This is a genomic window from Streptomyces sp. OR43 (assembly GCF_008042275.1).
Taxonomy (GTDB): Bacteria; Actinomycetota; Actinomycetes; order Streptomycetales; family Streptomycetaceae; genus Streptomyces.
In genome coordinates, this window is record NZ_RDBK01000043.1 from 1,691,305 (window position 1) to 1,711,644 (window position 20,340).

The 20,340-nt window shown below is 68.7% G+C and carries 21 protein-coding genes and 1 tRNA gene; 12 read left to right on the forward strand and 10 right to left on the reverse strand.

The window, feature by feature from the left end; all coding sequences use genetic code 11:
- Positions 1-3: 3 nt before the first annotated feature.
- Genes yidD through rpmH form a run of 3 tightly spaced genes read right to left on the reverse strand, consistent with a single transcriptional unit; the run spans position 4 to position 890 of the window.
- On the reverse strand, positions 4-363 hold the full coding sequence (yidD, locus tag EAO72_RS26225; protein WP_148019658.1) for a membrane protein insertion efficiency factor YidD: 360 nt from the start codon (positions 361-363) through the stop codon (positions 4-6).
- Entirely contained in the window at positions 360-731 is a 372-nt protein-coding gene (gene rnpA / locus EAO72_RS26230; RefSeq protein WP_148019659.1) for a ribonuclease P protein component, read from the reverse strand. Before rnpA ends, yidD begins: the two co-directional genes overlap by 4 nt.
- A gap of 21 nt (positions 732-752) precedes the next feature.
- The gene (gene rpmH, locus EAO72_RS26235; protein WP_010985740.1) at positions 753-890 is read right to left on the reverse strand and encodes a 50S ribosomal protein L34; all 138 of its coding nucleotides are present in this window, start codon (positions 888-890) and stop codon (positions 753-755) included.
- Positions 891-1,270: 380 nt separating this feature from the next.
- On the opposite strand from rpmH, the gene dnaA reads away from it, so the two are divergent.
- The 10 genes from dnaA (at position 1,271) to EAO72_RS26290 (ending at position 14,896) form a co-directional block, all read left to right on the forward strand.
- Complete coding sequence (gene dnaA, locus EAO72_RS26240) at positions 1,271-3,070, forward strand: chromosomal replication initiator protein DnaA (protein WP_148019660.1); 1,800 nt, start codon at positions 1,271-1,273, stop codon at positions 3,068-3,070.
- A 942-nt stretch (positions 3,071-4,012) separates the two neighbouring features.
- On the forward strand, positions 4,013-5,143 hold the full coding sequence (gene dnaN / locus EAO72_RS26250) for a DNA polymerase III subunit beta (protein WP_148022051.1): 1,131 nt from the start codon (positions 4,013-4,015) through the stop codon (positions 5,141-5,143).
- Between the two features lie 146 nt (positions 5,144-5,289).
- Entirely contained in the window at positions 5,290-6,168 is an 879-nt protein-coding gene (gnd, locus tag EAO72_RS26255; RefSeq protein WP_148019661.1) for a phosphogluconate dehydrogenase (NAD(+)-dependent, decarboxylating), read from the forward strand.
- Between the two features lie 104 nt (positions 6,169-6,272).
- Positions 6,273-7,427 (forward strand): DNA replication/repair protein RecF, encoded by a 1,155-nt coding sequence (gene recF / locus EAO72_RS26260; RefSeq protein WP_148019662.1) that lies wholly within the window; start codon positions 6,273-6,275, stop codon positions 7,425-7,427.
- On the forward strand, positions 7,424-7,984 hold the full coding sequence (locus tag EAO72_RS26265) for a DciA family protein (protein ID WP_148019663.1): 561 nt from the start codon (positions 7,424-7,426) through the stop codon (positions 7,982-7,984). Before recF ends, EAO72_RS26265 begins: the two co-directional genes overlap by 4 nt.
- Positions 7,985-8,387: 403 nt before the next feature.
- Entirely contained in the window at positions 8,388-10,493 is a 2,106-nt protein-coding gene (gene gyrB, locus EAO72_RS26270) for a DNA topoisomerase (ATP-hydrolyzing) subunit B (protein WP_148019664.1), read from the forward strand.
- Positions 10,494-10,545: 52 nt separating this feature from the next.
- Positions 10,546-13,215 (forward strand): DNA gyrase subunit A, encoded by a 2,670-nt coding sequence (gyrA, locus tag EAO72_RS26275; RefSeq protein ID WP_148019665.1) that lies wholly within the window; start codon positions 10,546-10,548, stop codon positions 13,213-13,215.
- 93 nt (positions 13,216-13,308) lie between these two features.
- Positions 13,309-13,920 (forward strand): DUF3566 domain-containing protein, encoded by a 612-nt coding sequence (locus tag EAO72_RS26280; protein ID WP_148019666.1) that lies wholly within the window; start codon positions 13,309-13,311, stop codon positions 13,918-13,920.
- 77 nt (positions 13,921-13,997) lie between these two features.
- Positions 13,998-14,071, forward strand: a tRNA-Ile gene (locus tag EAO72_RS26285).
- Between the two features lie 588 nt (positions 14,072-14,659).
- Positions 14,660-14,896: a helix-turn-helix transcriptional regulator gene (locus EAO72_RS26290; RefSeq protein ID WP_148019667.1), complete on the forward strand. Its 237-nt coding sequence runs from the start codon at positions 14,660-14,662 to the stop codon at positions 14,894-14,896.
- Positions 14,897-14,918: 22 nt separating this feature from the next.
- Here EAO72_RS26290 and EAO72_RS26295 read toward each other — a convergent pair whose 3' ends face one another.
- The 3 genes from EAO72_RS26295 to EAO72_RS42195 all read right to left on the reverse strand — a co-directional run bounded on the left by EAO72_RS26295 (position 14,919) and on the right by EAO72_RS42195 (position 16,563).
- Complete coding sequence (locus EAO72_RS26295) at positions 14,919-15,581, reverse strand: class I SAM-dependent methyltransferase (protein ID WP_148019668.1); 663 nt, start codon at positions 15,579-15,581, stop codon at positions 14,919-14,921.
- Between the two features lie 67 nt (positions 15,582-15,648).
- Positions 15,649-16,128 carry a glycine-rich domain-containing protein gene (locus tag EAO72_RS26300; protein WP_148019669.1) on the reverse strand — a complete coding sequence of 160 codons (480 nt, stop codon included), beginning with the start codon at positions 16,126-16,128 and terminating at the stop codon, positions 15,649-15,651.
- A 282-nt stretch (positions 16,129-16,410) separates the two neighbouring features.
- Complete coding sequence (locus EAO72_RS42195; protein ID WP_187285219.1) at positions 16,411-16,563, reverse strand: hypothetical protein; 153 nt, start codon at positions 16,561-16,563, stop codon at positions 16,411-16,413.
- A 155-nt stretch (positions 16,564-16,718) separates the two neighbouring features.
- On the opposite strand from EAO72_RS42195, the gene EAO72_RS26305 reads away from it, so the two are divergent.
- Both EAO72_RS26305 and EAO72_RS26310 read left to right on the forward strand, forming a co-directional pair.
- Positions 16,719-18,176, forward strand: coding sequence for a helix-turn-helix domain-containing protein (locus EAO72_RS26305; RefSeq protein ID WP_148019670.1), 1,458 nt, complete (start codon positions 16,719-16,721; stop codon positions 18,174-18,176).
- Between the two features lie 9 nt (positions 18,177-18,185).
- Positions 18,186-18,671: a hypothetical protein gene (locus EAO72_RS26310; protein WP_148019671.1), complete on the forward strand. Its 486-nt coding sequence runs from the start codon at positions 18,186-18,188 to the stop codon at positions 18,669-18,671.
- A gap of 57 nt (positions 18,672-18,728) precedes the next feature.
- Here the strand turns inward: EAO72_RS26310 and EAO72_RS26315 are convergent, their stop codons facing one another.
- The 4 genes from EAO72_RS26315 to EAO72_RS26330 are packed head-to-tail and all read right to left on the reverse strand — an operon-like array spanning position 18,729 to position 20,331.
- Entirely contained in the window at positions 18,729-18,974 is a 246-nt protein-coding gene (locus EAO72_RS26315) for a hypothetical protein (RefSeq protein WP_261991641.1), read from the reverse strand.
- 29 nt (positions 18,975-19,003) lie between these two features.
- Complete coding sequence (locus EAO72_RS26320; RefSeq protein ID WP_148019673.1) at positions 19,004-19,234, reverse strand: holin; 231 nt, start codon at positions 19,232-19,234, stop codon at positions 19,004-19,006.
- Positions 19,235-19,240: 6 nt separating this feature from the next.
- Positions 19,241-20,017, reverse strand: a complete 777-nt coding sequence (locus EAO72_RS26325; RefSeq protein ID WP_148019674.1) for a CHAP domain-containing protein — start codon at positions 20,015-20,017, stop codon at positions 19,241-19,243.
- Positions 20,017-20,331: a hypothetical protein gene (locus tag EAO72_RS26330; protein ID WP_148019675.1), complete on the reverse strand. Its 315-nt coding sequence runs from the start codon at positions 20,329-20,331 to the stop codon at positions 20,017-20,019. Before EAO72_RS26330 ends, EAO72_RS26325 begins: the two co-directional genes overlap by 1 nt.
- Positions 20,332-20,340 lie beyond the last annotated feature (9 nt).

Genomic DNA, 20,340 nt, shown 5'->3' on the forward strand with positions numbered 1-20,340 from the left:
TAATCAGGCTCCTTGAGCATTGGGCGAAGTCTCTGCGGCCGGGGCCGGGAGGTCGGTGGCCGACTTCCCGGAAGGCACATCAGCGGCGGAGTCCCCGCCCTTGCTGCCGCGTACGGCACTACGCAGCAGTTCGTGCCAGCGCGGACGTTTGCGTGGTGGAACGTGATCCACGCCGCCGGGTGACCACGGATTGCATCGCAGGATGCGCCAGGCTGTCAGCGCCGTGCCCTTGATCGCTCCGTGCCGGTCGATCGCCGTATATCCATAGTGGGAACACGACGGGTAGTAACGGCAGACAGGCCCGAGTAGTGGGCTGATCGTCCACTGGTACAGCTTGATGAGAGCCAGCAGCGGGTACTTCATCGCGCGCCCCCTCCCAGCAGCCGCTGGAGAGCGGCATCCAGGTCTCGGGCCAGCTGTTCATGGTCGGCGTCACCCGAGCCGGGCAACGCGCGTACGACAACCAGGCTACCGGGGGGCAGCAGGGCCAGCCGTTCGCGGACCAGATGGCGAAGCCTTCGCTTCACCGCTGTGCGGACGACCGCGCCACCCACTGCTTTGCTGACAACGAAACCCGCACGCGGCGGGGGAGCAGTCTCCCCAGTCACGTGCGGGTCCGTTGCACCGCTGCGTAGATGGACGACGAGTAGCGGGCGGCCTGCCCTGCGTCCTCGTCGTACCGCGGTCGCGAAGTCCTCGCGCCGCCTCAGCCGATTCTCGGTAGGCAGCACGTCATGACGACCTGTACGCGATCAGGCGGACAGGCTGGCGCGGCCCTTGCCACGGCGGGACGCGAGGATCGCGCGGCCGGCACGGGTCCGCATACGCAGACGGAAACCGTGGGTCTTCGCGCGACGACGGTTGTTCGGCTGGAAGGTGCGCTTGCTCACTCGGGGGCTCCAGTAATGATCGTTTGTTGGCGGGACATCGCCTGGCTGTCACCGTGCGCCCACGAGAGACTCGCGTAAACGCTCCAGTTGCACCGCTTCACCATCACAGATCGTGATCTTTGCCCATCGGAGGCAGGCGGCAGCAGCCATCGACAACTCGACCTGGTCACGGTACGCGCGGCTACGCCATCCGGTCAAACCGACCCTGTCGGACCCCCCATTGTGCACAGCCTGTGGACAACGACTTGAACCGCACGGGTCGGCCCGCCTACCGTGGCTGAACTCCGGTTCTTTTTCTTCCCGCCTGCCGGTCCTCACCCATCCCGACCCATACGTCCCGAGAACCACACATTCGTGGGACCTGCGAGAGAGCGTGCCCTGTGGCTGACGTACCTGCCGATCTTGCCGCAGTGTGGCCACGCGTGCTGGAGCAACTCCTCGGGGAGGGCCAGCAGGGCATCGAGCCGAAGGACAAGCAGTGGATCGAGCGCTGCCAGCCGCTCGCCCTGGTCGCCGACACCGCGCTGCTCGCCGTCCCCAATGAATGGGGCAAGCGCGTCCTGGAGGGCCGGCTCGCCCCGCTCATCAGCGAGACCCTGAGCCGCGAGTGCGGGCGGCCGATCCGGATCGCGATCACGGTCGACGACTCCGCGGGCGAACCCCCGAATCCGCCGGCGCCCCCCATGCACCAGTCCCAGCAGCCGCAGCAGCACCGCTACCAGGGGCCGCAGCACGACGACCGGCAGCACAACGACGGCTACGACGGATACGGCCACCGCCCCTCGGACGACGGCATGCCGACGGCCCGGCCCGCCTACCCCGACTATCAGCAGCAGCGACCCGAACCGGGCGCCTGGCCGCGCACCCAGGAGGACCTCTCCTGGCAGCAGCCCCGACTCGGCGGGTTCCAGGACCGCGACCCGTCCCCCGAGCAGTGGCGCGAGCCGTACGGCTCCGGCCGCCCCCCGCAGCAGCCTCAGCACGACTACCGTCCGCAACCGCCCGAGCGCCAGGGGTACGAGTCCCAGCGCCCCGAGCGCCACGACATGCAGGAGCCCCAGCACCGGCAGGGCGGCACCGGCCGGCCCGGCGGCGGCACCGGTCCCATGGGCGCCCAGCCCGCACCGGCACCCGGCCCCGGTGAGCCGCACGCACGGCTGAACCCGAAGTACCTCTTCGACACCTTCGTCATCGGGGCCTCGAACCGGTTCGCGCACGCCGCGGCCGTCGCGGTGGCCGAGGCGCCGGCGAAGGCGTACAACCCGCTCTTCATCTATGGGGAGTCGGGCCTCGGCAAGACCCACCTGCTGCATGCCATCGGGCACTACGCCCGCAGCCTCTATCCGGGCACCCGGGTGCGGTATGTGAGCTCCGAGGAGTTCACCAACGAGTTCATCAACTCGATCCGTGACGGCAAGGGCGACACCTTCCGCAAGCGGTACCGCGACGTGGACATCCTGCTGGTCGACGACATCCAGTTCCTGGCGAGCAAGGAGTCGACGCAGGAGGAGTTCTTCCACACCTTCAATACGCTCCACAACGCCAACAAGCAGATCGTGCTGTCCTCGGACCGCCCGCCCAAGCAGCTGGTGACCCTGGAGGACAGGCTGCGGAATCGTTTCGAGTGGGGTCTGACCACCGATGTGCAGCCGCCGGAGCTGGAGACGCGCATCGCGATCCTGCGCAAGAAGGCGGTACAGGAGCAGCTCAACGCCCCGCCGGAGGTCCTGGAGTTCATCGCCTCACGGATCTCCCGCAACATCCGTGAGCTGGAGGGCGCTCTCATCCGGGTGACGGCCTTCGCCAGCCTCAACCGTCAGCCCGTGGATCTCGGGCTGACCGAGATCGTGCTGAAGGACCTGATCCCCGGCGGCGAAGACTCCGCTCCGGAGATCACGGCGTCGGCCATCATGGCGGCGACCGCTGACTACTTCGGTCTGACGGTGGAGGATCTCTGCGGTTCCTCGCGCAGCCGCGTGCTGGTGACGGCACGCCAGATCGCCATGTATCTGTGCCGCGAGCTGACGGACCTTTCGCTGCCCAAGATCGGCGCGCAGTTCGGCGGCCGGGACCATACGACGGTGATGCACGCCGACCGCAAGATCCGCGCGCTGATGGCGGAGCGGCGCTCCATCTACAACCAGGTCACCGAGCTCACCAACCGCATCAAGAACGGCTGACGGCCCTCCCGCAGCCGGCCACGCACGCGACCGAAGGGCGCTGTGCGGACTCGTCAGGAGTCCGCACAGCGCCCTTCTCCGTTCCCCGTGGAGCGGCCCGGCAACCCCTCTCGGCGCCCCTCACGGCACGTCGTCGCGGCGATGACGAGGGCTTTCGGCCGACCGCGCTGTTCGAATACCTGCCAGGACACGGGTGTTCTCCACAGATCTGGGGAGAATTTCCCCTCCACAGCCTGGGGATCCAAAAGTTGTCCATACTGCTTCCACAGGCGAGGCAGCCGATACTCCATCAGGCCAGCTCAGAGGCCTGGGGATTTGTGGTCAACAATGATCCACAGCCTGTGGACAAGTTTTTCGTCCACAGGGGGCCTCCGGCGTTGTCCACCGTCGGCCCACAGGACGGCGGCTGTTTTCCCCAGGAAGAACGGGCTTCTCCACACCGCTGTCCACTGTTCGGCAACGCAACACCCGCTTTCACCGCCCCGAGTGAAAGGCGTCACACCGAGAGGGTCGGTTGGGCTGTGGGGAACGTGGGTAAAGCTGGGGACAGTCCTGGGGAGAAACCCCCCTGCCCTGTGTACCGGGTGTGCACAACTTTCGGGTGTCCACAGAAACACCGGGTTGTCCACCGGTGCCACCCACAGGGCCGGTGGACAAAAAACTGGGTCTGACCTGCGAAAACGACGTTATCCACCGTTTCCACAGGCCCTACTACTACTGCCACCTATAGTTAGCCCGGAATCCGCTTCGAAGTGGGGCCTGTGCACAACTCGGCGCCGGAGCGCTCCGGACCTCTCGTCGCGACTTGACCCCGAGCAGCACCGAGTGTCGGTGCCGTACGTCAGACTGGTCCCCGGCGTCCTCCCCCCGGCAACGGTGGAGCGACCCGACCAGACGACGAAGGCCAGCAGGGCGAGCGAGCAACAGCAGGAGGCGGTTCCGGTGAAGATCCGGGTGGAGCGCGATGTACTCGCGGAGGCTGTGGCCTGGGTGGCCCGTAGCCTCCCGGCCCGTCCGCCGGCGCCCGTTCTTGCGGGCCTTCTGCTGAAGGCTGAGGACGGCGCCCTCAGCTTCTCGAGCTTCGACTACGAGGTCTCGGCCCGGGTCTCGGTGGATGCCGAGATCGAGGAGGACGGCACGGTGCTCGTCTCCGGTCGGCTGCTCGCCGACATCTGCCGCGCCCTGCCCAACCGGCCGGTGGAGATTTCCACAGACGGTGTACGGGCGACGGTCGCCTGCGGATCCTCGCGGTTCACCCTCCACACCCTTCCTGTGGAGGAGTACCCCGCACTTCCGCAGATGCCGACCGCCACCGGCACCGTGCCCGGCGAGGTCTTCGCCTCCGCCGCCGCCCAGGTCGCCATCGCCGCGGGCCGCGACGACACGCTGCCCGTGCTCACCGGTGTGCGCATCGAGATCGAGGGCGACACCGTCACCCTCGCCTCCACCGACCGCTACCGCTTCGCGGTCCGCGAGTTCCTCTGGAAGCCGGAGAACGCCGACGCCTCCGCCGTCGCGCTGGTGCCCGCCAAGACGCTGCTGGACACCGCCAAGGCGCTGACCAGCGGTGACACCGTGACGCTCGCCCTGTCGGGCTCCGGCGCCGGTGAAGGCCTCATCGGCTTCGAGGGCGCGGGCCGGCGGACCACCACCCGGCTGCTCGAGGGCGACCTGCCGAAGTACCGCACGCTCTTCCCCACCGAGTTCAACTCGGTCGCGGTCATCGAGACGGCCCCGTTCGTCGAGGCCGTCAAGCGCGTGGCCCTGGTGGCCGAGCGCAACACCCCGGTGCGGCTCAGCTTCGAACAGGGCGTCCTGATCCTCGAAGCGGGCTCCAGCGACGACGCACAGGCTGTGGAGCGTGTCGACTCCGTGCTGGAGGGCGACGACATCTCGATCGCCTTCAACCCGACCTTCCTGCTCGACGGCCTGAGCGCCATCGACTCGCCGGTCGCCCAGCTCTCCTTCACGACGTCCACCAAGCCCGCGCTGCTCAGCGGCCGGCCTGCCGTGGACGCCGAGGCGGACGATGCGTACAAGTACCTGATCATGCCGGTCCGCCTCTCCGGCTGATCCGGTCTCCGGTCCTGCCGCCGTGCGAGGAAGCGCGGCAGGACCCGACGGGCATGTTCAGCGCCGAGCATGCCCGGCGTCCTGTCCCCCGCCGGGCGTAGGCTCGGTCCTGGGTACGAATCGGCACAAGGCTTAAGGAATCTCTGATGGAGCTCGGTCTCGTCGGCCTCGGCAAGATGGGCGGCAACATGCGCGAGCGCATTCGCCGCGCCGGCCACACCGTCATCGGTTACGACCGCAACCCGGACGTCGCCGATGTCCACAGCCTCGAAGAGCTTGTGGGCAAGCTGAAGGGCCCCCGCGTCGTGTGGGTCATGGTCCCGGCCGGTGCCGCGACCCAGTCGACGATCGATGAGCTGGCCGAGCTGCTCTCGCCCGGCGACATCGTCGTGGACGGCGGGAACTCCCGCTGGACCGACGACGAGAAGCACGCGGTCGAGCTGGGCATCAAGGGCATCGGCTTCGTGGACTGCGGCGTCTCCGGCGGCGTCTGGGGCCTGGAGAACGGCTACGCGCTGATGTACGGCGGCGCCGCCGAGGACGTCGCGAAGGTCCAGCCGGTCTTCGACGCGCTGAAGCCCGAGGGCGACTTCGGTTCCGTCCACGCGGGCAAGGTCGGCGCCGGCCACTTCGCGAAGATGGTTCACAACGGCATCGAGTACGCCATGATGCAGGCCTACGCCGAGGGCTGGGAGCTCCTGGAGAAGGTCGACTCCGTCACCGACGTGCGCGAGGTCTTCCGCTCCTGGCAGGAGGGCACGGTCATCCGTTCCTGGCTGCTCGACCTGGCGGTCAACGCGCTGGACGACGACGAGCACCTGGACCAGCTCCGTGGCTTCGCCGCCGACTCCGGCGAGGGCCGCTGGACGGTGGAGGCGGCCATCGACAACGCGGTCCCGCTGCCCGCGATCACCGCGTCGCTCTTCGCGCGCTTCGCCTCGCGCCAGGACGACTCCCCGCAGATGAAGATGATCGCCGCACTGCGCAACCAGTTCGGCGGCCACGCGGTGGAGAACAAGAAGTAGCAGCCGCGAACACGCAGTAGCCGCAACGGAGGGCGGGACGGTACCGACGGTCCGACCCGCCCGACGAAGCACGGAGCAGGAAGCCGGAAAGGTCGGCGTACACCATGCATGTCACGCATCTGTCGCTGGCCGACTTCCGCTCGTACGCCCGGGTCGAGGTGCCTCTCGACCCGGGCGTCACCGCGTTCGTGGGTGCCAACGGGCAGGGCAAGACCAATCTCGTCGAGGCCGTCGGCTATCTCGCGACGCTCGGCAGCCACCGTGTCTCCTCCGACGCGCCCCTGGTGCGGATGGGCGCCGACCGGGCTGTCATCAGGGCGGCCGTCACCCAGGGCGAGCGGTCCCAGCTGGTCGAGCTGGAACTGAACCCGGGCAAGGCCAATCGCGCCCGGATCAACAGGTCGTCGCAGGTCAGACCCCGCGATGTGCTGGGGATCGTGCGCACGGTGCTGTTCGCGCCGGAGGATCTCGCGCTGGTCAAGGGCGACCCCGGTGAGCGCCGGCGCTTCCTCGACGAACTGGTCACCGCGCGTTCGCCGCGGATGGCCGGGGTGCGCTCCGACTACGACCGAGTGCTGAAACAGCGCAACACGCTGCTGAAGTCCGCGGCGATGGCGCGCCGCCACGGCGGACGGTCCATGGACCTGTCGACGCTCGACGTGTGGGACCAGCATCTGGGCCGCGTGGGCGCCGAACTACTGGCGCAGCGGCTGGATCTGATCGCCACGCTCCAGCCCCTGGCCGACAAGGCGTACGCGGACGTGGCGCCGGGCGGCGGCCCGGTGACGCTGGAGTACCGGAGCTCGGTGGGCCCCGAGGTGGGCGCCGAGGTCGGCTCGGGAGCGGAGCCCGCGCGCACGCGCGAGGAACTGTACGGGCAGCTGATCGCGGCCCTCGCCGATGTGCGCAAGCAGGAGATCGAGCGCGGGGTGACGCTGGTCGGCCCGCACCGCGACGACCTGGTCCTGGGCCTGCGCTCCATGCCGGCCAAGGGGTACGCCAGCCACGGGGAGTCCTGGTCGTACGCGCTGGCCCTGCGGCTGGCCTCGTACGATCTGCTGCGCTCCGAGGGCAATGAGCCGGTGCTGGTCCTGGACGACGTCTTCGCCGAACTGGACGCGCGGCGCCGGGAGCGGCTGGCCGAACTGGTGGCCCCCGGTGAGCAGGTGCTGGTGACGGCCGCGGTGGACGACGACGTCCCCGGGGTGCTCGCGGGCACGCGGTACGCGGTGTCCGCCGGTGAGGTGGAGCGGCTGTGAACGGCGACGGGGACGGCAAGGACCCGGCCGGCGAGGCGGCGAAGCAGCCGGAGCCCTCGGGCGTGGACCTGGCGCGGGTGGCCCTGCGCGCGGCGAAGGAGCAGGCGAAGGCACGCGGTGCGGCCGCCCAGCAGAAGAAGCAGGCCCGGCGCGGCGGCGGGCTGCGTTCCGGTGCGCGCGCCGACGGCCGGGACCCGCTGCCGCTGGGCGCCGCGATCAACCGTCTGATCACCGAGCGCGGCTGGGAGACGCCGGCCGCGGTGGGCGGTGTGATGGGCCGCTGGCCGCAGATCGTGGGTGACGATCTGGCGAATCACTGTGTGCCGTTGCGTTACGACGAGGACCCCGACGAGCGGGTGCTGACGGTGCAGTGCGACTCCACGGCGTGGGCGACGCAGCTGAGACTGCTGGCGCCGCAGCTCGTGGCCCGGCTGAACGCGGACCTGGGGCACGGCACCGTACGGATGATCAAGGTCCTGGGTCCGGGAGGGCCCGCGCGGAGATACGGTCCGCTGCGCGCACCGGGCAGCACGGGCCCCGGCGACACCTATGGATAACCGGCTCTGACCTGGTCTTTTTCCCCTGTTTCGCGAGGGCTCCGGCGCTGTGCGCGAGGGCCCGGGTGCAGGGTATGCCCCTGTTGCCGTCGATGGCCGGGGTGCCCGTGTTGTGCGGGGGTGTGGTGGTTGACACCGGGCGGCGGGCGGCGGGCGTCCCTCACCGTAGCGGGAGGCTGACAGGCCGAAGCGCTCAATGCCCGTGTGAGCCTCTTGAGGCCCCTTCCCGGATATGGGGAGTCGTCAGGCACTCATTCAGGGCGGCACATGTGGACTCAGGTACCGGCAAACCCCCATTCGGGTCGGCGCTACCGGTAGACTGGTGGACAATCCCGCGTCCTTGCGGGATTCGTCGATACAAGCCGAACGACGCAGCCGCTCCCGCCTGCCCGGAGAACGGCCTGTGCTGTGCCAGAAAGGGCGCTTCGTGGCCGATTCCGGCAACCCCAACGAGAACATTCCGTCCACCCCCGGTGAGAGCAGCGCTGCTCCCGCCCCGGCCGAGGTGAAGGCTTCGGGTGAGGTGAAAGCCTCGTACGACGCCAACGCGATCACCGTGCTCGAGGGTCTGGACGCGGTCCGCAAGCGACCTGGCATGTACATCGGCTCGACCGGTGAGCGCGGTCTCCACCACCTCGTGCAGGAGGTCGTCGACAACTCGGTCGACGAGGCCATGGCCGGGCACGCGGACACCATCGACGTCACGATCCTCGCCGACGGCGGGGTCCGTGTGATCGACAACGGCCGTGGCATCCCGGTCGGCATCGTCCCCTCCGAGGGCAAGCCGGCCGTCGAGGTCGTCCTCACCGTCCTGCACGCGGGCGGAAAGTTCGGCGGCGGCGGCTACGCCGTCTCCGGCGGTCTGCACGGCGTCGGTGTCTCCGTCGTCAACGCCCTGTCCACGCGGGTGGCCGTCGAGGTCAGGACGGACGGCTACCGCTGGACCCAGGACTACAAGTTCGGCGTGCCGACGGCCCCGCTGGCGCGTAACGAGGCCACCGAGGAGACGGGCACGACGGTCACCTTCTGGGCCGACGGCGACATCTTCGAGACGACCGAGTACTCCTTCGAGACCCTCGCGCGGCGCTTCCAGGAGATGGCCTTCCTCAACAAGGGCCTCACCCTGAAGCTGACGGACGAACGCGAGTCGGCGAAGGCGACGGCCGGTGCGGACAGCGCGGAGGCGGTGGACGTCCCCGAGGAGGAGACGACGCGCTCGGTCACGTACCACTACGAGAACGGCATCGTCGACTTCGTCAAGTACCTCAACTCCCGCAAGGGCGACGTCATTCACCAGTCGGTGATCGACATCGAGGCCGAGGACAAGGAGCGTCTCCTCTCGGCCGAGATCGCCATGCAGTGGAACACGCAGTACAGCGAGGGTGTCTACTCCTTCGCCAACGCGATCCACACGCATGAGGGCGGTGCGCACGAGGAGGGCTTCCGTGCGGCGCTGACCTCGCTGGTCAACCGGTACGCGCGCGACAAGAAGCTGCTGCGCGAGAAGGACGACAACCTCACCGGTGAGGACGTCCGCGAGGGTCTGACGGCGATCATCTCGGTGAAGCTGGGCGAGCCGCAGTTCGAGGGGCAGACGAAGACCAAGCTGGGCAACACGGAGGCCAAGACCTTCGTGCAGAAGGTCGTCCACGAGCAGCTGACGGACTGGTTCGACCGGAACCCCAACGAGGCTGCCGACATCATCCGCAAGGGCATCGCCGCCTCGACCGCCCGTGTGGCGGCCCGCAAGGCGCGTGACCTGACCCGCCGCAAGGGGCTCCTGGAGAGCGCCTCACTGCCGGGCAAGCTGAGCGACTGCCAGTCCAACGACCCGACGAAGTGCGAGATCTTCATCGTCGAGGGTGACTCCGCCGGTGGTTCGGCGAAGTCCGGCCGTAACCCGATGTACCAGGCCATCCTGCCGATCCGCGGCAAGATCCTGAACGTCGAGAAGGCCCGCATCGACAAGATCCTGCAGAACACCGAGGTCCAGGCGTTGATCTCGGCCTTCGGCACCGGGGTCCACGAGGACTTCGACATCGAGAAGCTCCGCTATCACAAGATCATTCTGATGGCGGACGCCGATGTCGACGGTCAGCACATCAACACCCTCCTGCTGACGTTCCTCTTCCGCTTCATGCGGCCGCTGGTGGAGGCCGGGCACGTCTACCTGTCGCGCCCGCCGCTCTACAAGATCAAGTGGGGCCGGGACGACTTCGAGTACGCGTACTCGGACCGCGAGCGCGACGCCCTCGTGGTGCTCGGCAAGGAGAACGGCAAGCGGATCAAGGAAGACTCGATCCAGCGCTTCAAGGGCCTCGGCGAGATGAACGCCGAGGAGCTGCGTGTCACCACGATGGACGTCGACCACCGTGTGCTCGGCCAGGTCACGCTCGACGACGCGGCGCAGGCCGACGACCTGTTCTCGGTGCTGATGGGTGAGGACGTCGAGGCGCGGCGCTCGTTCATCCAGCGCAACGCCAAGGACGTCCGCTTCCTCGACATCTGAGTCGGCCGTACAAGCAAGCCGCAGCCGCAGCGCGAAAGGACTTTGACCAGCAATGGCCGACGAGAACACCCCTGCCCCCGTGACGCCCGAAGAGGTCCCGCCCGTCGAGGGCGTGGGCATGCGTGTCGAGCCCGTCGGGCTCGAGACGGAGATGCAGCGCTCCTACCTCGACTACGCGATGTCCGTCATCGTGTCGCGTGCCCTGCCCGACGTGCGGGACGGCCTCAAGCCCGTCCACCGCCGGGTGCTGTACGCGATGTACGACGGTGGCTACCGGCCCGAGAAGGGCTTCTACAAGTGCGCCCGCGTCGTCGGTGACGTCATGGGTACGTACCACCCGCACGGTGACTCCTCCATCTACGACGCCCTGGTGCGCCTGGCGCAGCACTGGTCGATGCGCATGCCGCTGGTGGACTCCAACGGCAACTTCGGTTCCCCGGGCAACGACCCGGCCGCCGCCATGCGGTACACCGAGTGCAAGATGATGCCGCTGTCCATGGAGATGGTCCGTGACATCGACGAGGAGACCGTCGACTTCAAGGACAACTACGACGGCCGCAACCAGGAGCCGGTGGTCCTGCCGGCGCGCTTCCCGAACCTGCTGATCAACGGTTCGGCGGGCATCGCGGTCGGCATGGCGACCAACATCCCTCCGCACAACCTGCGCGAGGTCGCGTCCGGCGCCCAGTGGTACCTGGAGCACCCGGAGGCGTCCCAGGAGGAGCTGCTCGACGCCCTCCTGGAGCGGATCAAGGGCCCGGACTTCCCGACGGGCGCGCTCGTCGTGGGCCGCAAGGGCATCGAGGAGGCGTACCGCACGGGCCGTGGCTCGATCACGATGCGCGCGGTCGTGGCGGTCGAGGAGATCCAGAACCGCCAGTGCCTGGTCGTGACGGAGCTTCCGTACCAGACCAACCCCGACAACCTCGCGCAGAAGATCGCCGACCTGGTCAAGGACGGCAAGGTCGGCGGCATCGCGGACGTCCGTGACGAGACCTCGTCGCGTACCGGCCAGCGCCTGGTCGTCGTGCTGAAGCGGGACGCGGTCGCCAAGGTCGTCCTGAACAACCTGTACAAGCACACCGATCTGCAGACCAACTTCGGCGCCAACATGCTGGCGCTGGTGGACGGCGTGCCACGGACCCTGTCGATCGACGCGTTCATCCGCCACTGGGTGACGCACCAGATCGAGGTCATCGTCCGGCGTACGAGGTTCCGGCTGCGCAAGGCCGAGGAGCGCGCGCACATCCTGCGCGGCCTGCTCAAGGCCCTGGACGCCATCGACGAGGTCATCGCCCTCATCCGGCGCAGCAACACCGTGGAGATCGCGCGCGAGGGCCTGATGGGCCTCCTGGAGATCGACGACATCCAGGCGAACGCGATCCTGGAGATGCAGCTGCGCCGGCTGGCCGCGCTGGAGCACCAGAAGATCACCGCCGAGCACGACGAGCTCCAGGCGAAGATCAACGAGTACAACGCGATCCTCGCCTCGCCGGAGCGGCAGCGGCAGATCGTCAGCGAGGAGCTGGCGGCGATCGTCGAGAAGTTCGGCGACGACCGTCGCTCCAAGCTGGTGCCCTTCGACGGTGACATGTCCATCGAGGACCTGATCGCCGAGGAGGACATCGTCGTCACGATCTCCCGCAGCGGCTATGTGAAGCGTACGAAGACGGACGACTACCGCTCGCAGAAGCGCGGCGGCAAGGGCGTGCGCGGCACGAAGCTCAGGGAAGACGACATCGTCGACCACTTCTTCGTGTCGACGACGCACCACTGGCTGCTGTTCTTCACCAACAAGGGCCGCGTCTACCGGGCGAAGGCCTACGAGCTCCCGGACGCCGGCCGCGACGCCCGCGGTCAGCACGTGGCGAACCTGCTGGCCTTCCAGCCGGACGAGCAGATCGCGCAGATCCTGGCGATCCGCGACTACGACGCGGCGCCGTATCTGATCCTGGCCACGAAGGGCGGTCTGGTGAAGAAGACCGCGCTGAAGGACTACGACTCGCCGCGTTCCGGCGGCGTCATCGCCATCAACCTGCGCGAGACGGCCGACGGATCGGACGACGAGCTGATCGGCGCCGAGCTGGTGTCGTCCGAGGACGATCTGCTGCTCATCAGCAGGAAGGCCCAGTCGATCAGGTTCACCGCTACGGACGACGCGCTGCGCCCGATGGGCCGCGCCACTTCGGGTGTCAAGGGCATGAGTTTCCGTGAGGGAGACGAACTGCTCTCGATGAATGTCGTCAGGCCCGGTACTTTCGTGTTCACTGCCACTGACGGCGGGTACGCGAAGCGGACCCCTGTCGACGAGTACCGCGTCCAGGGTCGCGGCGGCCTGGGTATCAAGGCCGCCAAGATCGTGGAGGACCGGGGCTCGCTGGTCGGTGCGCTGGTGGTCGAGGAGACGGACGAGATCCTCGCCATCACGCTCGGCGGTGGTGTGATTCGTACGCGAGTCAATGAAGTCAGGGAGACGGGCCGTGACACCATGGGCGTCCAACTGATCAATCTGGGCAAGCGAGACGCCGTTGTCGGCATCGCTCGCAACGCCGAGGCAGGCCGCGAGGCCGAAGAGGTCGACGGAGACGTCGACACCGATGCCGAAGGCGGGACGACCGAGGCAGTGTCAGCGGAGGCCACCACGGCCGACGCGACTGCCGGGAGCACGGACGACGGCACAGTCGAGGGCAACACGTCCTCGACCGGGGAGCACGAGGAGTAGAGCGTGAGTGGAGCCACGGGCGCAGGTTCGGCCGCTTCAGGAGCCGGCGGGAACGGTGCCCGTGGCTCTGCCACGGACTCCCAAGGGGGCACTGTGACGGATACCCGGGGCCCTCAGCCCCAGTACGAGGGTTACGCGACCGGGCCGTTGCCCGGTGAGCGGGAACCCGCACCGGGCCAGGCGGGCCCGTACCACCCGCCGCAGGCCTACCCCTCGCCTCCGGGCGGGACCCAGGGCGGCGGCCGGTCCCACGGGGGCCAGCAGGGCGCCGTACCGGGCATGGGAGCGGCCCAGGCGGCCCGCAGACCCCGCACGGGCGCGCGGACGACTCCGCGCACCCGCAAGGCGCGTCTGAGGGTGGCCAAGGCGGATCCGTGGTCGGTGATGAAGGTCAGCTTCCTGCTGTCCATCGCGCTCGGCATCTGCACGGTGGTCGCCTCCGCGGTGCTGTGGATGGTCATGGACGCCATGGGCGTCTTCGAGACCGTCGGCGGCACCATCAGCGAGGCGACCGGTTCCAACGAGGGCAACGGCTTCGACCTGCAGTCGTTCCTCTCGCTGCCGCGCGTGCTGATCTTCACCTCGGTCATCGCGGTGATCGACGTGGTGCTGGCGACCGCGCTGGCGACGCTGGGCTCGTTCATCTACAACCTGTCGGCGGGCTTCGTGGGCGGAGTCGAGCTCACGCTGGCCGAGGACGAGTAGCGGTACGGGTATCGATTTTGGGACTGGCCCCGACGTGCGCTAATCTTCTTCACGTCAGCGCGACACAAAAGCGCGGCGGGGCTATAGCTCAGTTGGTTAGAGCGCATCCCTGATAAGGATGAGGCCACAGGTTCAAATCCTGTTAGCCCCACAGCGGCGTAACGCCAGGTCAGAAGGCCGGTAGATCCTCAGGATCTACCGGCCTTCTACATGTGTGGATCTTGGTACCCCGCTACTGCCCCGTAACTTCTTTTCCGCCCCTTCCTGGGAGCGGTCAGGCGTAGCTCATATATCGAACAGGCTATCGAATTCAGTTCAAGGGTCGTAATGTACGTGCAGGGCGCACTCGCACACGTTGTCACGAGTCTGTGAGCATCGGTCTACACCCTGTAGAAGTGCGATGGCCGTGCGTAGAGTGCCTGGTGGGGAGACGGTGCCCCCCTTCATGCGAAGCCGTCTGACGCACAACCCCATACGAGCCCGCCTGGTGAGCTCGGGAGGCAAGCCAGGCGGAACAGGGACGCCCCCTGCCGAATAGGTCGGCAGGGGGCGTCTTGGTGCACACAGTAAACCGCCCCACCCCGAGACGGGATGGGGCGGCGACAGCCCGGCCAAAAATGGCCGAGCCGGTGCGGTCGATGTCGGACGCACATCACAACCCGACCGCACGTATCCATGATCGCCAAATTTCCCTGGCCAGGTAAAGACTTACGATCATGATCGAATCAGCGTTGAAGTTGTGTCGGCCGACCCAACCCCGGACTGGGTACTCCCCCTCCGCCAGCAGATCGGCACAACCCTGCGCGCAGCCCGCATCGAAGCAGGCCTCACCCAGATACAGCTCGCCGAGCTCGCCGGCATGGACCACAAGACCGTGCACCGCATCGAGTACGCGGCGTCCGACCCCAGCCTCACGATGCTGCTCCGCCTCGCCTCAGCCCTCGGCAAACCGCTCTCCGATCTCCTGCGGGCTTGACGTTCCCCGCGACACGGGGCTGTCAGCCGTGGGCGCGGACGATCAGGGTGCCGATCTTGCGGCGGCCGGGCGGCGCTGGCACGAGACGGGCAGTGGCTGCGGTGAAGCCGTGCTTGGTGAGGATCTCCACCCAGCGATCCGGCTCGTAGTCCCAGCGCTTCACGACGAGGGGGTCCTCGTCCTCGGACCGGTTGATGTACGAGGCCTGGCACCCGTAACAGCCCTCGATCGGCGGGCGATGGGAGAAGGCGAAGACCCCGCCCGGTCGCAGGCGCCGACGGAGGGCGGGCAGCAGCACAGCCGGGTCGGTGAACCAGGCGGCTCCGAACACCGAGAACACCGAGTCGAAGTGCTCGCCGCTTTCCTCGAGGAACCGGGTCGCGTCCGTGCGGTGGAGAACCATCCCGGTGTCGGACCAGCGGGCTTCGGCGGCCTTGATCTGGGCGAGCGAGATGTCGACACCCACGCCGCGGGCGCCGAGGGCAGTGATGTGGGCGAGGTTTCCACCCTTGCCACAGCCCAGGTCGAGGACGGACGCTCCCGGACCCACGCCGAGGAGCTCGGCGCCGGGGCCATGGTCGGGGTACTGGGTCCAGTTGAACCAGGTGGTCTCGCCCGCCGCGTTCGCGGGACGGCGCTCCGGCTTCTGCTTCGAGTAGGTGTCCCAGGCCTGGGTCTCGGTCATGCCGCTCCGTTCATGAGGCCGACCGCCCGGTGTCGAACCCGGGCGGCCGGCTACGGGGGAACTGCTACTACTTCTTGCCGCCGTTCGGGCTGTCGGTGCAACCCGCGTGGCACTGGGAGCACTCGCCCATCCTGGCGGCTTCGGGCCACAGATCGTGGTCGATACGGAATCCTGCGGCTGCCAGCGCGTCGAGGGTCCGTTGGCGCTCCGCCTTGGGCCCGTGCTCGCTGCTCTCGCCCTCAGGGGCAGGGACGTGGTGGATGAACCGTCCGGCGATGCGGTCGCAGAACGCGGCGTAGTCGACGGTGTGGAGGATCCAGGTGTGCCAGCCGACATCGACGGGCTTGCTCGGCGCCAGTGCGACGCTGGGCAGCGCCGTGCTGGCGGCGAGGAACGCCGCGGTCTGACCGATGATGCGACGGGCCGTGGGCAGATCGGTGTCGGTGTGGTCCTTGGTGATGCGGGCGGCGAGCCGCTCCATCATGGCGGGGTCGACGAGCGTCGCCGGGTCGGTGGTGCCCACGGGATGCTCTAACGCGATGGTCATGTGCTTCCTCCTGTTGTGGGGCGATGCCCTCGGCCGAGGGCGGGCCCGTCCGCACCGGGGTGACGGGGTGCACCGGTACGGACGGGAGTCATTGGGTACTGCTCGCGCAGCAGGGTCCGGCCCAGACCTCGGTGTCGAGGTTGTGGGCGCCGAGCTGGTCGCGGATGATGCCGACGCGGACCGCGCCGGAGGTGAGCGGGCGGCGGCACCAGATGCAGGCGCGGCCAGCGGACTGATCCCAGGTGAGCTCGCCCGGCGCTGGAAGCGGGCGAGGTAGGGCGCTCACTTCGGCGGGCGGACGCACTGCGAGCACTCGCAGTCAGGGAAGGCGGACGTCTCATCCACGGTCTCCACGGGCACGACCTCGACCTCCGGGCGCAGGACGCGTGTCAGGCCCTGCCGGTCGACCTCGTACACCTTGAGCGTCATTGTCATGGGTTGCCCCTGCCGTCGGTTGTCATCGCTTCAATAGCGTCGTCCTGCGGCGGTAACTGCGGGATGACCAGCGGGGGTTACCGAAGCGGTAATACACTCGTTGCTCCTCCAGCAAGGCGCCTGCGTGTGCATAGGATCGCGACGGAAGTCAGCCCATGGATGCCACCACCCCCGGCCTGCTCAGCCCCGACGTGCTCGACAGAGCAGACGTCCGGGCAGCGCTCATCGAGCACGACTTCGCCGCCGTCTTCACCCTGATCAAGAAGTGGGGCGGCCTCTCCCAGAACCGCATCGCGTCCGCCTGCCAACTCACCCCCGGCAAGGTGTCCACGATCATCAACGGGTCCCAGCGCGTCACCAGCTTCGAGGTCGTCTGCCGGATCGCCGACGGCCTCCGCATTCCCGGCAGCCTGCTCGGGCTCGCACCACGCCCCTGGGAGGGCGCACACGACCCAGCACAGCAGGACCAGCCAGACGCTCCAGGTGACCGGCCAGACGCAGACGAGATCCCGTGGCGGCCCGACGCCACCGTGGACCTGGCCACCCACCTCACCAGGAGTGATCTCGTGATGGACCGCAGGGCCCTTACCCGCGCCCTCGCTGGCGCCGCGGTAACCGGCGCCGCCCTCCTCGACAGCCTCGAAGGCTGGCTCGTCCCGGCCGCCACCGTCCCAGGACAACGCCGGCCAGGCCGACTCGGCATGCGCGAAGTCGCGGAACTGGAAACCACCGCGCGGGCCTTCCGCCAGTGGGACCACCAATACGGCGGCGGCCTCCGAAGGAAAGCAGTCCTCGGCCAGCTTGCCGAAGTCTCCGGTGCCCTCGATGACCACCAGGCCCCGGCCGTCGCCGCCCGGCTGTACCGCGTCATGGCGCAACTGGCCGGCACCGCCGCGACCATGGCGTGGGACTCCGGACTGCACCGGCGAGCCCAGGACTACTACCGCCTCGCCCTCCGCGCCGCCCACGCCGGAGGCGACGTCGTCTTCGGGGCCAACGTCCTGGCCGGAATGGCCCGGCAGATGCTCTACCGCGACCGGCCGGACGACGCGCTCCAGCTGATCCACCTTGCCCAGGAAGGCGCCCGCGACGTGATCGGCCCCCGGGCCCGAGCCATGCTTCACACCCGCGAAGCCTGGGCCTACGCCGCCCAAGGGCGCGTCGCCGGATTTCACCGGGCCACCACCAAGGCGGCCGAGGACCTCGCCGCAGCGGGCGAGGATGGCGACGAGCCGTACTGGATCGCCTACTTCGACGAAGCAGAACTCGCAGGCGTCACCGGGGGACGGCTCCTCGACCTCGCCCGCACCGACCCGCGCCAGCACGCCACCAAGGCGGCCGACGAGATCCGGACCGCCCTCGCGCACCGCGGCCCCGAGGCTGGGCGCTCCCACGCGCTCGACCGCATCGGCCTGGCGGAATGCCAGTTTCTTGCCGGCGACATCAGGGCGGCCGCTGCCGAAACAACCCTCGCCGTGCAGGCCGCGCGAGGCACACAGTCGGGGCGTGTCCGTACGCAGCTCGGGCAGCTGTACCCCTACACCGTGGGACACAGCGCCTCGCGCCCGGTGCGCGAGGCGCGGGATAGTATCCGCGACCTGCTGTCGAGCTGAGGAGCGCGCATGACGACACTTGCCGTGACCGGGCACATGGACCTGACCGACGAGAGTGTGCCCCTGGTACGCGCCGCGCTGCGCGAGCTGCTCTCCAAGTACAGCGAAGACCTGACCGGGGTCTCGTGCATCGCGGCCGGGGCCGACAGCCTCTTCGCGGAGGAAGTCACCGCGATCGGTGGCCGCCTAATCGCTGTGATCCCCTCCCAGGACTACCGCGCCGCGAAGGTGAAGCCTGAGCATGCGGCCGTCTTCGACCACCTGGTGGAGACAGCCGAGGACGTCGTAACGCTGCCGCACGAGACTGCGAATCGAGCGGCCTACGAGGCGGCGAACGACGAGCTCCTGCGCCGTGCCGATCGCCTCGTCGCCGTGTGGGACGGAACGCCCCCGTCCGGCAAGGGCGGAGGCACGGCGGACACTGTGGTGCAGGCCCAGGAGGCGGGCCTGACGGTTGACGTGATCTGGCCAGCTGGAGCAGCCCGCCGCGGATAGCCTGCGAACGCACGAAGGTGCCCCCTGCCCCGGCCGCAGCCGGAGCAGGGGGCACGTCTATCCGCCGAGGAGGGTGGCGAGGAATGCCCCGCCGGAGCCGAGCGCGGCCGCGATCCCGGACGCCGTCCACACCCGACGCTCCAGCGCCGTCACCCGGACGGCGAGCGCGGTGGCCGCGGTCTCCGCCGCGAGCAACCTCTCGCCGGTGTGCATGTTCCGCTCGACCAGGACGTCCAACTTCCCGTCGAGCTGCGTCAGCCCCTTATCGAAGGTCCCGCGCATCCGCTCCAGCTCAACCGCCACAGAGGTACCAGCAGGCGGCTCCGCCGGCATCACTCCCGGACCCGCACGGTCTCGGTGAGGCCCGGCCCCTCCGCCCCGCCCGACGTCGCCAGGGCGGTGAGCACGGCCAGGACCGCGGCGCCCCCAGCCAGCGATAGGCCATCACCCCAGTTCGCGTTCAGCACCCCGAGGGTGTCCAGCCCGAGCGCCGCGACGAGCGTCTGCGCAGCGGTACGTACGGCGCGCTCAGACGTCGCGCGCCAGAAGGCGAGAGTCAGCATGATCAATCAGTCCTTCAGCCGGGTGGCGAGGGTGTTCGCGATGGCGGTCGCCAGCGCGGGGTGAGACGCGACCGCCATCGCGATCGCGGCGACCTGGTCGGCCGTGAGCGGCTGCTTCGCCAGCGCGGCAATCCGGCCGTCGAGCTTCTTCACCGCGGCCTCGGTGTCGCGCAGGTAGGCGTAGGCGTCGCGCGGGTCGGGCTTGCCGTTGAGCTTCCCGTGGTAGCCCCAGACTTCGAGCGGTGTCGGCATGTTGTCCTCCTCGGACGGGGGGTCGGGGTTCTTCCAGGTGGGGTCGGCGGATCGGATCCCGCCGGGGTAGTCGGGGTAGCCGTAGCCGTGCACGTACGAGTCGCGCCGCTGGCGGGTCTTGCGGTACACGCCATCGCCCTCGGCCGACCCGGAGACGTTCGTGTTGCCCTCGATCGTCGTGATCGTGTCGCTGTCGTAGGCGATGACGATCCCGGTGTGCGATCCGCCGCCGGGGCCGAACAGCACCTGCGCGCCGATCGCCGGGTACTCCGACCACCGGCCCCGCTGCTTCCACCAGTTGGTCGCCGTCGCGCACGACGCGGTCACCGGGTAAGACCCCTTCGCCAGTCCAGCCGTCTGGAACACCCAGCTGACGAACGTCGCACACCATGCCTGGTAGTCGGACCACTCCAGCCCCGGGACGCTGCCGCTGTACTTCTGCTTGTTGTTCCAGTGGCCGGCGGACTTGCCTTCGTGGTAGCCGGTCTCGCCCTTGGCGACGCGCGCCACATCGGCGGCGGTGCCGGCCATCAGACGCGCTCCGGCCAGTGCCAGGATCCGCCGCGGTGGCCGTCCTCGTCCTGCTCGCATGAGGTGGCCCAGTGGGTGTCCGCGCCGTCCAGGAGCACGCGGAGGTTGCACGTGACCGTGCTCTCGTCCCACACGCGGACGATGATGGCGGGGTAGACGTCGCCCGCCGCAGCGTGGTTGCCGACGTGGCCGACCAAACCGGTGCTCTCGTGGGCGCTCTTGCTCTCGTGGTAGTTCCGGCGCTGGCGGTTGATGGCAGCGGCCTCGTGCTCGGTGAGCGTGTACAGAACGATGCGTCCAGGTGATGGCTGCATGGGTGTCTC